Genomic DNA, 11,877 nt, shown 5'->3' with positions numbered 1-11,877 from the left:
GGTGCAGCAGGCTAAAAATACACGCCGTGACCCGGTGCCTGCAGCTCGAGATGGCTCGCGACCGTCGCGCCGATGTCCGCAAATCCGGCGCGCTTGCCGATCGGAGAAGTTAACCGCGCGCTCCACGCCAAAACCGGCACTTGTTCCCGCGTGTGATCGGTACCGCTCCAGGTCGGATCGCAACCATGATCAGCCGTGATGATCAGGAGATCATCCTCGCGCAGGCGGTTCAAAAGATCCGGAACTCGCGCATCGAAGGCTTCGAGCGCCGCTGCATAGCCTGCCACATCTCGGCGATGGCCGTACAGCGTGTCGAAATCGATGAAATTGGCGAACAACATCCCGCCCTCCGCGAGAGAGGCCAGCCCATCATACGTGGCATCGAACAGCGCTTGGTTGCCATCGCCGCGCAGGTTCCTCCCGGTGCCGCGATGGGCGAAGATGTCGTCGATCTTGCCGATCGTTACGATGTCACGGCCTGCGCTCTCGGCAAGATCGAGGATCGTTCGCTCCGGCGGGGGGACGGAGAAGTCCTTCCTGTGCGCTGTTCGCTTGAAGTCACCTACCGACGTGCCGATGAAGGGGCGTGCGATGACGCGCCCGATGTTGAGGGGGTCGACCAGTCGGCGTGCAACACGGCAGACCTCATAGAGGCGTTCGAGACCGAACGTCTCCTCGTGCGCTGCGATCTGAAACACGCTGTCGGCCGATGTATAGCAGATCGGTTCGCCCGTTCTGATGTGACGCTCGCCGAATTCGGCGATGATCTCCGTGCCGGAGGCGTGACAGTTCCCGAGGATGCCGGGCACTCGAGCCTGTTCGCACAGGCTCTCCGTCAGGTCGCGCGCGAAGCATGGCTTGGTTCTTGGAAAATAGCCCCAGTCGAATGGCACCGGCACGCCGGCGATCTCCCAATGGCCCGAGGGCGTGTCCTTGCCTTTGGAGATCTCGCTCGCGCAGCCAAATCGCGCATGCTCAGTTGGGCCATCGAGCCCCGGCGGCACGCGCCCGGTGGCGAGACGGCAAGCCTGGCCAAGGCCGAGCGCAACCAGATTGGGAAGCTGAAGCGGCCCCTCCCGGTGCGGTCCGTCGGCATTGCCGGCCATGCACATCTCGGCAATGTGGCCGACGGTATCGGCACCCTCGTCGCCGTAATTGATGGCATCGGGCGCGGCGCCGATCCCGACGGAGTCCATCACCAGGATCACGGCACGCATGTCGGCTCCGAGATGGCCGGGCGCGAAGACGCTGCGGACGGCGCGAGCCCGGTTTTCGCGCAATAGCGTTCGACCATCTGCGCGCAGAACTCGGCGAACTCGTTCACGTCGAGCGGCGGGCTGGTGTGATGAGGCTCGATACCCCGATGTTCCGGGGTGAAGCAGAAGGTCACCGTGACCTGAAACTCGGCCAGCGCGTCCATCTGCCGATCGAACCAGTCGAGCGCATTGGGACGGAAGCTGTCGGCCCAGGACAGGCCAGTCCTGAGATGCTGCACGCCCAGCCGGCGCATCCAGCGCACGGCGTCGTCGAGGCGGTGGTCCTCGAAGTGAAACCACTGGCACAGGCCCATCGCAGGTGCATATTGGGCGAACAGGTCCGCCGAGGCTTTCGGCGTTCCGTCCTCGCGTAGCAGGCCCATGTGAAAATGCCTGTAGTAGGATGAACCTTCAGCTTCCTTGTGCCGGGTCGTGGCCTCCCAACTCGAAGGCAGATCGTAGAGGCTGTACCAGTGAATGCGCGGAGCGCGGCCGATCAACAACTCCGCCGTTCGGGTCAGGCCCCAAGCCTGCACCTCCTCGGCGCCGAAAGACGAGACTCCCACCTCCGTGACCCAAACAGGCAGCGGGGTGACGGCCTTGATCTCGTCGATCTTGGCCGGCCATTCCGCGATCTGCCACAGGTTCCAGTCCAGCGGAAAGCCGTGCACGGCCACGACATCGACATGATCGAGTACGCCGCGCGCCTGCATGTTGCGCAGGAAGGACGGATCGATCGGCGATATGCCGCCAAGCACACGTGGGAGTGTGGGATGCGCGCTGCGGATCGCCTTTCCGGCAGCGAGCGACAGGCTCGCGAACATGGTCCAATCCGGATCGATCAGGATGTCCCAGTGCGACTTGTTGTTGGGCTCGTTCCAGATCTTGGCGGCTTCGATCATCGGCCAGTCTCCCGCGACGGATAAACCGGACCTTCCGCCTGCGGCCTTGTCACCCGTTTGCAGAGATAGACTTCCTCTTCCGGATGCGCCGCGATCGCAAAGCCGGCGCTGCGCAGCATGGCTTCGGCGCAGGCGCGGTTCGGCACCCACCAATTGGTGGGGTCGTCGGCATATTTGTTCTCGATGAAGTGCAGCTTTGGATAGCCCGGGGAATCGAACTGATCGGTGGTCCAGAAGTCATAGTTCTTGTCGAGGGAATCCACGCGGCTGTCGCCGCGCTGCATCGACTGGAACAGCAGGAGATCGTCAGCCACGTGCTCGTGGATCAGGTCGAGTGCCAGCAGAGGGTGCCGCAGGTGGTAGAGCACGCCCATGAAGATCACGAGATCGAATTTTTCGCGCAGCTGGCCGACATCATAGGCTGACATCTTGCGGAATTCGATCCTGAGCCCGTTCACCTCGGCCGCGAAGCGGGCTTGCGCGAGATATTCGTCGTCGGTGTCCAGGCCGAGGACGCGCTCGGCGCCGCGCCGCTTCATCTCCATGGCGTAGAAACCGGCATTGCAGCCGATATCGAGCACGGTCTTGCCTTCGAGGCGGTCCGGAATGATCCCGGAAAAGCGGCGCCATTTCACGTTGGGATAGTCGCCGAGAAAGTGTGAAGGCGCTGTCGGCACGCCGTTCAGGTCCAGATTGTGAAACCATGGCCCGAGCGCATCGACGCGCTGGCGGATTTCCTCGCGGGAGAGGGCGCCTCTGCTCATGCGGTCACTCCATTGTTCATTGCGGAGGCAGGGCGGATTGCCTCCGGCGAACCGCCGGCCAGCAGTCGAGAGCGTCCGTTCCCGGCGGAGCTTTCCGCGAGCAACGCCATTGCCGTCCGGTAGCCATCGATGGTGCCGACGTCGACATAGGATTCGCCGGCCTTGACGCCGAGACCCTGGCCGCCGCCCGCGATGTAGGCATTGACGAGCGTCCCGAAATATTCATCGCGGCGGTCGCGCTTCGTCCACAACGACTGAAGCTCGCGAAATCCGTGGCCGGACATCTTGAAGGCGCCCCATATCCATTTCGACACCGCATCCGGCTGCTTGACCTGGATCTCCGTGACGCGATCGCCGTCGAGCACGACGGCATCGAAGAACTCGGGATGTTCGACCGGAAACAGCAGAAACGACAGGTCGGCGGCCGGCAACGTCTGCAAGGCCGCCTTTGGGAACCATACGGTATCCGGAAGTCCGACCAGGACGTCTTCGTCGTGGCCAACGACCGTGCCCGCCCTGAACACGGCATCGCACAGCCCCGACGCATCGGGCTGCACGACATAGGCGAGCTGGGCGCTGCCATAATGATCGCCGAAATATTCGAGGATGTCCGATTTGCCGGGGGAGATCACGAAGCAGATCTTGTCGGCGCCCCCAAGGATCAGCCGCTCCAGCAGATATTCGGAGACGGCGCACGGACGGTCGATGCCGTCGTCCCGTTGGCTTCCGACCGGAAGCAACTCCTTGGAGAAGGCGAGCGGCTGGATGCGGCTGCCGCGGCCCGCGGCCGGAACGATGCCCCACATGATCAGGCCTCCTCGGGTTGCTGTCGGCGCGCGCCGAGCGATGCCGTCTGCTCGAGCAGCCAAATCAGTTCGGCTGCGCGCTTGTCGGATGTGTGCTGATCCATGGTCCGTTCATAGGCGCGCCCGGCAATGTGCTGAAGCTCGGCGTCGGCCATCGTCAACGCAGCAAGCGTGTCCTTCGCATCGCATGCGATCAGGATCTCCTGCCCAGGTACAAAGAATTCATCGAGTCCCGGCCAGTCGTCGCTGAGCAGCGGGGCCTTGCAGGCAGCGGCTTCGAACAGGCGGCCGGAGGGGCACCAGCCCATCTCGGCCATGGCGCGGCGCGTGACGTTGAGTGTCAGCCGGGATGACGCAAAGAACGCCGCGTGCTCCGACGGCGGCAAGTGCTGCACGAAGTAGATGTTTGGCGACCAGGGAAAATCTTCCGGATATTGTGCACCTCCAATCAGGAAGCGCAGATCCTGCCTGTTACGTGCGGGTTCGACGAACAGAGCCTCGAGTGCGCGCTGGCGATCCTGCGAATATGTGCCGAGATAGGACAGATCCGCACGGTAATGCGGCTGCGACGGCACCGGCCGATGGATGTCCGTATCGACGTGTCCGTAGAGCGGGCGGACGTTGCAGGCGCCGAGCCTGTCGCGAAATTCGTTGCAGATGCGGGAGCCGCCGGTGAAGCTCAGGACCAGGGCGAAATCCCGCAGGCCGCGCGGCCCGATATAGGGAACGGCCTCGCCGGCCATCAGCTTCGTCAGCGTGACCGGCGTGTCGAGGTCATAGAACACGGGCACCGCACGACCCTCGGACAGGACAAGCTCTGTCGCGGCGATCGCGTCGGGACAATAGGACGTTATGATCGCGACATCTGCATCACGGATTTCGCTCCGCGCCAAAGGCAGCACATCGTCCCAGTTCGAGAACAGTCGCAATTGCCCGCCGGGCAGTTCGTGCAAATCCCGCGCGCCCGCGTAGTAGGGCACGTCGCGCTCGAAAAAGACGACGCTGTGGCCGGCTCGCGCGAGATGCTTGCAAAGCCCTCGCCACAGGGTGGCGTGACCGTTGCCCCAGGACGAGGAAATTGTCAGGCCGAAAATGACGATCTTCACGCTGGCACCCGCTGATTGATCCCGGTGATCTTGAGTCCGCGATTGTCCACGCTGAGGGTGCTGACGCTGCCGGGGTCGATCTCGATCGAGAGGAAGTCGTCGAGCTCTTTCCGGGAATAGTGCAGCAGCGCCGCGCGGATCGGTTCGGCATGGCTGACGGCGACGACGACGGTGCCGCTACCATGATCGTTGCGCAGCTGCTCCAGATGGGCGACGACGCGCTTCTGAAGCGACCGCATGCTTTCGCCCCCCGGCGGGCGGTTCGTTCCGCGTTGTTCGTTCCAGCGCGACCAGCGGGGATCCCGGGCGAGCGCCTCGAACGACAGTCCGGTCCATTCGCCGTAGTCGAGCTCGTCGAGTGCCGGCACGATCTCGACCGGCAAGCCGAAGCGCGCCGCCAGGATGCAGGCCGACTGCATGCAGCGCCGCTGCGGGCTCGACTGAACCATGCTCGGCGGGGGCGTGAAAGTATCGGCGCATCGCGCGATTTCCTCGCAGCCGAGATCATCGAGCTCTACGCCCTTCATCCGGCCACAGAGCGTGCGGCCGAGCAGGGCATGATGCCCGTGGCGGATCAGATGAATGATCTTCGCCATCAGGTATACGCCTTGTCGTCGATGAAGGCGCGCGTTCGCCGTCCGGCCTCTTCGTCCGTGAACTGCTGAGGCGGCGACTTCATGAAATAGCTCGAGGGGCCCGTCAGCGCGCCGGCCTGCCCGCGGTCCATGGCGAGCTTGGCGCAGCGGACCGCGTCGATCACGACACCCGCCGAGTTCGGGGAGTCCCAGACTTCGAGCTTGACTTCCGCGCTCAAGGGAACACCGCCGAACGTGGTGCCCTCCAGGCGGATAAAGGCCAGCTTGCGGTCGGTCAGCCACGGCACATGGTCGCTCGGGCCGACATGGATATTATCGGCATCCATGGGCACGTCGAACTGGCTGGTTACGGCTTGGGTTTTGGAGATCTTCTTTGATGTCAGCCGCTCGCGCTCGAGCATGTTCTTGAAATCGGTGTTGCCGCCGATGTTGAGCTGGTAGGTTCTGTCCAGCCGTACGCCGCGTTCACGGAAGAGATTGGCGAGCACACGGTGCAGAATGGTGGCGCCGACCTGGCTCTTGATGTCGTCGCCGACGATCGGCAGGCCTGCATCCTCGAAACGCCGCCGCCAGTCGGGATTCGAGGCAATGAAGACGGGGATGCAATTGACGTAGCCGCAGCCGGCCTCGATCGCGCGCGCGGCGTAAAATTCGCTCGCACGCTGCGAGCCGACGGGAAGATAGGACACAAGCACGTCCGTGCGCGAGGTCGCGAGCACTTCGGAGACGTCGGCTTCCGGGACATCCGCAATCGGGACGTCGTCCTTTAGATAATGGCCGACACCGTCCATGACGGGGCCGCGTTGGACCATGACGCCGGTGGGGGCGACGTCGGAGAAGCGGTGCGTGTTGTTCGGCGCTGCGAAGATCGCCTCGGCCACGTCGCGTCCGACCTTGCCGGCATGGACGTCGAAGGCCGACGCGACCTGAATGTCGCTGATGTGGTAGCCGCCGAGATCGGCGTTCATCAGCCCAGGCACCGGTTCATTCGATTTGGCGTCCCGGTAATAGGAGAGCCCTTGAACGAAGGAGCTCGCACAATTGCCGACACCGACGATGCCGACGCGCACGCGCCGCCTGTCCTGAAGACGAGAATGCATGGCTAGAGGCCCTCCGGAAGACGTGCAGCGTTAAGGCATGCAGTGTTGAAGAGATGCAGTGTTGACGTAAGTACGTCGGCGAACGTGGGGAACGTATGTTCGTTCCTGAACTCACTGCACTATGTCCGCCTCACGTCGGATTCCGGCCGAAAAAATCTCGCGCGCTTAACCTGGGATAGAATCCCGGGCGGGTTGGTGGGAACGAAAAGCTTCCATGATGAAGATGAAGAAGATGATGTTTTGAGAGAGTCCGGCCTACGAAAGAACAAATGCTCGCGCCCGGCGTTCACGGCGAAACAGTCCGACGCGAGGGCCGATCCGTCGCTCGCTCCTTGTCAGCAATCGAGGTGTCACATGTCATCCAAATCACAAACCAGCGAAGCCCAGCAGACCACCAGCCATGATGTGATCCGGAAATGGGCGGAGGAGCGCGGCGGAAAGCCTGCAACGGTCAAGGCCACGGAGGAGGACGGACACGCCGGTATCCTGCGCATCGATTTCGATCCGCCCGACGAAGGTCTCGATCGGATCAGCTGGGACGAATTCTTCGCCAAGTTCGACGAGGCCGGCATTGCCTTCCTCCATCAGGACCAGACCAAGGATGGGAAGCCGAGCCGCTTTCACAAATTCGTACGGCGCTAGTTGGATCGCCACGTGTCGGGCAGCTGGACCGAGGCGATGCGGGCAGGCGACTTCGAACGCGCCTGGGCAATCAATGACCGCGATCTGGCAATGCTTGCGTATCCACCCAAGCACACCGGGCCGCGTCACCTGCAGCGGATCTGGCGTGGTGAGGAACTGAGGGGCAAGGATGTGCTGGTCCGCTGCTACCACGGGCTCGGCGACACTATCCAGTTCCTGCGCTTCATGCGGCCGCTTCGTGACGTCGCGCGCCGCGTCACGGTCTGGTGCCAGGGCGAGCTTCTGCCGCTGGTCGAGCGAGCGGCTGGCGTCGATCGGGCCTTCGCGCTCCATGATGGTGCACCTGAGGTCGACTTCGAGGTCGATATCGAGATTATGGAGGTGCCGCATGCCATGAGGGCGAGGCGAGAGCAGGTCGAGATGCGCGCACCTTACCTGTCGTTGCCGACCAAGGTCGAACCAGCGCTCCCGCAAGACCGAGGTCTCGAACTCAGGGGCCTTGCCGTGGGCCTGGTTTGGGAAGTCGGCAATTGGGACAAGCGGAGGACCGTTCCGCCGTCCCTGTTGGGACATCTTGCCGTTCCCGGCGTGACGCTCTGCTCACTGCAACGCGGGGCCCGAACGTGCGAACTGGCCGAGATCGGCGCGAGGGACGTCAGCACGCCTGACGTTACGGTTCTCGGTCATCTCCTCCAGCGGCTCGATCTCGTCATTTGCGTCGACACTATGGTGGCCCATCTCGCGGGAGCACTCGGCTGTGAGGCGTGGGTCTTATTGCATGCGGATTGCGACTGGCGCTGGCCGGCATCCGAGGCCCATTCCCTTTGGTATCCGAGCCTGCGGCTGTTTCATCAGAGGACACCAGGCAACTGGGATAGCGTCCTTGAAGAGGTGCGGGAGGCCCTGATTGCACGCTCCGCAAGTTTCCAAGGTGTCGTCCGAAAGGAGCTCAAGCGAGCGCAAGGTCCGCCGTAAGTGGCCTGAGACGCGAGGACGACGCATCGTCGCGGCTGGACGAAATGCTCAGGTAAGTCGGATCGAATCTTGCGAGCCGCACGAGTCCCTGCCAGTCCGTGATCGTTACCGTCTTGCCCTGCCATTGCAGGAGATTGCATCGTCGCAGTTCCTGAATCGTGCGGTTGGCGTGGACCGGGGAGATGCTGCATGCTGCCGCAAGGTCCGATTGGGTGAAGGGTGACGGCAGTCTGAAATCTCTCGCCAAGCCGACGCTTTGCAGCCGGGTGGTGATCTCGCACAGCAGATGCGCCACGCGCGTCAATGCATCACGGCTACCCAGGTTCACTGTCCAGTTGCGCTGAATGGCGTGGGTGGTGAGCAGCATCAGCAGCAATGCGCGAGACATCGCGGGCGAACGCGCGGACAAATCGTGAAAGAAGCGGTGTGGCACGAGAGCGACGATGGCAGGGCCGAGCGCGATCAGGTTGCCGTCAACGCGAGGACGATAAAGCGTGTGTAGATCGGCGATGTCACCGGGAACATGGATTGACGTGATCTGCCCGTCCGCACTCTCTGCATCCTGCCACGACAGATATCCCTGAAGGAGCAGGCAGCACTGGGTGGCATCATCGCCATGCCGCAAAACGGCCTGACGCGAACCGAGATGCGCGATTGTGCTTGCCATGTCCGCGAGCAGGTGGAGATCGTCGGCCGTTACGGGAGTGAGGCTCGCCAACCGGTCGGCGAGCTTGGAGAACGCAAATCCTGCCTGCATTGGTCGCCTAATAACTCAGAACCCGTCCCCAATTTGATCGATGAGAACGACAGAGCGCATTAAACTTTGATAGTTTTACTCCATGCAGGTCATTGTTTGTCTGCCCAGCATGCGCCCAGAAGTGCGAGGGCGATCGGTCAAACGGTTCCGGAATAGTAGACGGCGCATGCGATCGTCCTCAAGGATCGGACGATTCGGGAACCGGAAGCGCGAGTCGCGCTCAGGCGAAGCATCTGTGTTTCTCGCGGCGGGATCCGCGGAGATCGCGCTAGTCATGCTCATACTGTTCCGAGAGAAACTGATTGATCGCGTCGAAGGCCTGCAACCGGTTCTTCTCCAGCAGGACCATGTGCGTGCCTTCGCCGATCTCGACCCGTCGCCGATATCGCGCGGGTTTGTGCGCACTGAAATTGGCGTGCGTGACGCGTGCCCGTGCTCCAGGTCCACGCCGAGGGCACTAGGACGTGCGTATCAGCTGGTCACATGCTCCGCTGTGCGAGATAGACAAGAGGTGCGATTCCGACCGTCCAGGGCCGGTTTGACCCGCTACGGCTCTCGCCGCGACGGCGACGCATCATTTCCTGATCGTCCCCCTATGGAGGCTCGTTCTGAAACTTGACGCTTGCGCAATCAATTGCGTTGTCAGCGTTGCCGCCATCGCGCAGGCGCCAGGCCGAATTCCCGGCTGAATGCTTCTCCGGATCCGTAACCCACTTCCTCTGCGATTTGGTCGATCGGCTTGCGTGTTTCTCGTAGGCTCACCTTGGCTGCCTGAAGCCGCCAGATGGTCAGATACCGGATTGGTGGCACCCCGATCAGGGTTGTGAAGCGGTCGACGAAGGCGCTCCGCGACATCGAGACTTCTCTCGCAAGGGACTTCCGCGGACCACGGCAGCCCGACGTTATGATGAATGGAGGCGAGCGCGCGTCCGATTTTCGGATCGGCAATCCCCTTCAGCCATCCTCCATCTTGATCGGTGTATGTCACGGAATATTGCCGCATCGCCTCTACGAACAGCAGTTCGGAAAGCCGAGACATCAGGTTTGACGAGGCGAACCTGCCGGCCGTCAGTTCGCCGGCTGCATATCGCACTGAAGCCTCGATCCAGTCGCGTGCGACCCCCTCGCGAATGTCGAGCTTCAGCACTCTTGGCAGGGCCGCGATCAACGGATTATAGGTTTCCTCGCTGCCGAGAAAACCGCACACGATTTGCGCCGGCTCACCGCCTCCGCCGTGCATAATTTTTGCCAGCCCCCCATCCGGTGACGGCTGAATGAGATGACGCGCGTTTGTCGGTACCAGACCCGCGTCGCTGGCGAGTGTATGAACATCGTTTCTGGGCAGCAGTACGATCTCGCCGGCCCGCACCTCGACTGTAGGTTCGCTGTCGACGCTGAGCAGAAATTTTCCGGCGATGACGAAGTGGTAAGCGATCAGCAGCGAGGGCTTGACCGCGAAGGTCACGCAGTCCTCAGCGACGATCTGCGTATGGACGCTCCACGGCGCGGTGAACCGCGCATCCAGAAAAATGCCGCCGGTCAGGCGAACCGATCGAAGCACTTCCGATAGCGGATCGATCATTAGGCTAATCTCAGATTTGGACGATCGGTCAACTGATCCGGCTGGGCGATCATTCACCGTGGCGGTCCCCGCGCTTATACGGGGCTCATGAATGAACTGCCAAGCAACCGATTCCTCCACGTTTCCTTGAGACGCTGTCCAGACGGTCAGGCGGACGCGGAACCGGTTGCGGAAGAATGGAAAAGCGGGACGCCACGACGGGGTTCTGGATGGCAACCAAGCAGACGGATATCCCGATCATGAGCATCGCGCAGGCTACCGCAACCGTCACGCCGTATATCGATTTCTGGAACGCTGTACTGGCTCCGAAATTCAATGCGTGGCGGCACATCCTCGCCGGCGGCCTTCACCTGCATAGCGCTAAAGTCTTCCCGTCGCTGCCGATCAGAGCCGGCGACAGGGCCCTGGATGTGGGATGTGGCTGGGGCGACACCGCAATTGAACTTGCGCGGCGCGTCGGACCGACCGGATCCGTCCTCGGCCTCGATTGCTGCAATGCCTTCCTCGACGTCGGCCGCGCAGATGCGAAGGAGGCAGGGGTGACCAATCTCAGCTTTCTCGAAGCGGATGTTCAGACCCATCCGTTCGAGCCGGTACATGATTTTTGCTTCTCTCGCTTTGGAACCCAGTTCTTCGAAAACCCAACGGCTGGCTTGAGCAACTTGCGATTTGCGCTCAAGCCGGGTGGACTGATGACGATGGTCGTCTGGCGCGAACGGGCGGACAATCCGTGGCTTACACTGTCGAAGGAGGTTCTGCTTCGCTAGCTGCCCCCCGTCAGGGAAGACGCTGCAACCTGCGGGCCCGGACCGTTTTCTATGACCGATCCCGAGGCCGTGACTCGGCAATTGATGATTGCCGGCTACGGCGGCATCAGGTTCGAACGGATCGATGCCGAAGTCTTGGTCGGGCGAGATCTTGACGAAGCGGTCGCGTTTCAGCTCGCGATCGGTCCCGCAGGGGAGGTTTATCGCGAAGCCGGTCCGAAGGCTGCTCGTTTGTTTGATACGCTGGTGGCGGCCTTGAAGGACGAGTTGAAACAATTCGTCCGCCCTGAAGGCGTGATGATGAATTCAAGCTCTTGGATGGTCACCGTGCAGAATCCGGGATCACCGCCGCGGCCCCGGGGTGACGTACCCGCGCCAGTCGCTGCTCGAAATCTCTTCATTGTAAGCACCGCCGCAGCCGCCGCCGCTATCGGACGAATCGATGCAAAAAAAATGAACTCTCTGGGAGAAGATTGATGGCAGGTCTAGTTGCGGTCCTCTACGGCACTGCCGCTTACGGTGTCACGCTCGTCGCCTTGCTCTATCTCACTGGCTTCACCGGGAACCTGCTCCTCCAAAGTCTATCGATTCCGGGGCCATTGGTCCGGTTCTGGCAAGCATTGT

13 protein-coding genes are annotated in these 11,877 nt (G+C 62.1%); 4 read left to right on the top strand and 9 right to left on the bottom strand.

Annotation, left to right across the window (positions count from 1 at the left end):
- Positions 1-11: 11 nt before the first annotated feature.
- From IVB50_RS07565 to IVB50_RS07535, 7 genes are read right to left on the bottom strand one after another with little or no spacing between them, the layout of a single operon-like run.
- Complete coding sequence (locus IVB50_RS07565) at positions 12-1,217, bottom strand: phosphopentomutase (RefSeq protein ID WP_204511965.1); 1,206 nt, start codon at positions 1,215-1,217, stop codon at positions 12-14.
- Positions 1,205-2,158, bottom strand: coding sequence for a beta-xylosidase (locus tag IVB50_RS07560; protein WP_018460369.1), 954 nt, complete (start codon positions 2,156-2,158; stop codon positions 1,205-1,207). The genes IVB50_RS07565 and IVB50_RS07560 overlap by 13 nt, the downstream gene beginning before the upstream one ends.
- Positions 2,155-2,922, bottom strand: a complete 768-nt coding sequence (locus IVB50_RS07555; protein WP_018460368.1) for a TIGR04290 family methyltransferase — start codon at positions 2,920-2,922, stop codon at positions 2,155-2,157. Before IVB50_RS07555 ends, IVB50_RS07560 begins: the two co-directional genes overlap by 4 nt.
- Positions 2,919-3,728, bottom strand: a complete 810-nt coding sequence (locus tag IVB50_RS07550) for a nucleotidyltransferase family protein (RefSeq protein ID WP_018460367.1) — start codon at positions 3,726-3,728, stop codon at positions 2,919-2,921. The genes IVB50_RS07555 and IVB50_RS07550 overlap by 4 nt, the downstream gene beginning before the upstream one ends.
- A gap of 2 nt (positions 3,729-3,730) precedes the next feature.
- Positions 3,731-4,834, bottom strand: coding sequence for a glycosyltransferase (locus tag IVB50_RS07545; protein ID WP_018460366.1), 1,104 nt, complete (start codon positions 4,832-4,834; stop codon positions 3,731-3,733).
- Complete coding sequence (locus IVB50_RS07540) at positions 4,831-5,430, bottom strand: histidine phosphatase family protein (protein ID WP_018460365.1); 600 nt, start codon at positions 5,428-5,430, stop codon at positions 4,831-4,833. Before IVB50_RS07540 ends, IVB50_RS07545 begins: the two co-directional genes overlap by 4 nt.
- Positions 5,430-6,530: an inositol-3-phosphate synthase gene (locus IVB50_RS07535; RefSeq protein ID WP_026234013.1), complete on the bottom strand. Its 1,101-nt coding sequence runs from the start codon at positions 6,528-6,530 to the stop codon at positions 5,430-5,432. Before IVB50_RS07535 ends, IVB50_RS07540 begins: the two co-directional genes overlap by 1 nt.
- A gap of 354 nt (positions 6,531-6,884) precedes the next feature.
- Between IVB50_RS07535 and IVB50_RS07530 the strand changes: the two genes are divergently transcribed.
- Together IVB50_RS07530 and IVB50_RS07525 are read left to right on the top strand one after the other, a co-directional pair.
- Positions 6,885-7,172: a hypothetical protein gene (locus IVB50_RS07530; RefSeq protein WP_018460363.1), complete on the top strand. Its 288-nt coding sequence runs from the start codon at positions 6,885-6,887 to the stop codon at positions 7,170-7,172.
- 12 nt (positions 7,173-7,184) lie between these two features.
- Positions 7,185-8,147 (top strand): hypothetical protein, encoded by a 963-nt coding sequence (locus tag IVB50_RS07525; protein WP_247295133.1) that lies wholly within the window; start codon positions 7,185-7,187, stop codon positions 8,145-8,147.
- Here the strand turns inward: IVB50_RS07525 and IVB50_RS07520 are convergent.
- Both IVB50_RS07520 and IVB50_RS07515 read right to left on the bottom strand, forming a co-directional pair.
- Positions 8,122-8,865 carry a Crp/Fnr family transcriptional regulator gene (locus IVB50_RS07520; RefSeq protein WP_247295130.1) on the bottom strand — a complete coding sequence of 248 codons (744 nt, stop codon included), beginning with the start codon at positions 8,863-8,865 and terminating at the stop codon, positions 8,122-8,124. The genes IVB50_RS07525 and IVB50_RS07520 overlap by 26 nt on opposite strands.
- A gap of 613 nt (positions 8,866-9,478) precedes the next feature.
- Positions 9,479-10,486, bottom strand: coding sequence for a cupin domain-containing protein (locus IVB50_RS07515; protein WP_198293418.1), 1,008 nt, complete (start codon positions 10,484-10,486; stop codon positions 9,479-9,481).
- Between the two features lie 209 nt (positions 10,487-10,695).
- On the opposite strand from IVB50_RS07515, the gene IVB50_RS07510 reads away from it, so the two are divergent.
- Positions 10,696-11,253, top strand: a complete 558-nt coding sequence (locus tag IVB50_RS07510; RefSeq protein WP_247295128.1) for a methyltransferase domain-containing protein — start codon at positions 10,696-10,698, stop codon at positions 11,251-11,253.
- A gap of 51 nt (positions 11,254-11,304) precedes the next feature.
- Entirely contained in the window at positions 11,305-11,730 is a 426-nt protein-coding gene (locus tag IVB50_RS07505) for a hypothetical protein (protein WP_018460358.1), read from the top strand.
- The last annotated feature ends 147 nt before the right edge of the window (positions 11,731-11,877 follow it).

The organism is Bradyrhizobium sp. 87, assembly GCF_023073015.1.
Lineage (GTDB): Bacteria > Pseudomonadota > Alphaproteobacteria > Rhizobiales > Xanthobacteraceae > Bradyrhizobium > Bradyrhizobium canariense_D.
Note: the sequence above shows the minus strand (reverse complement) of the source record. Positions and strands in the feature narration are given on the sequence as shown.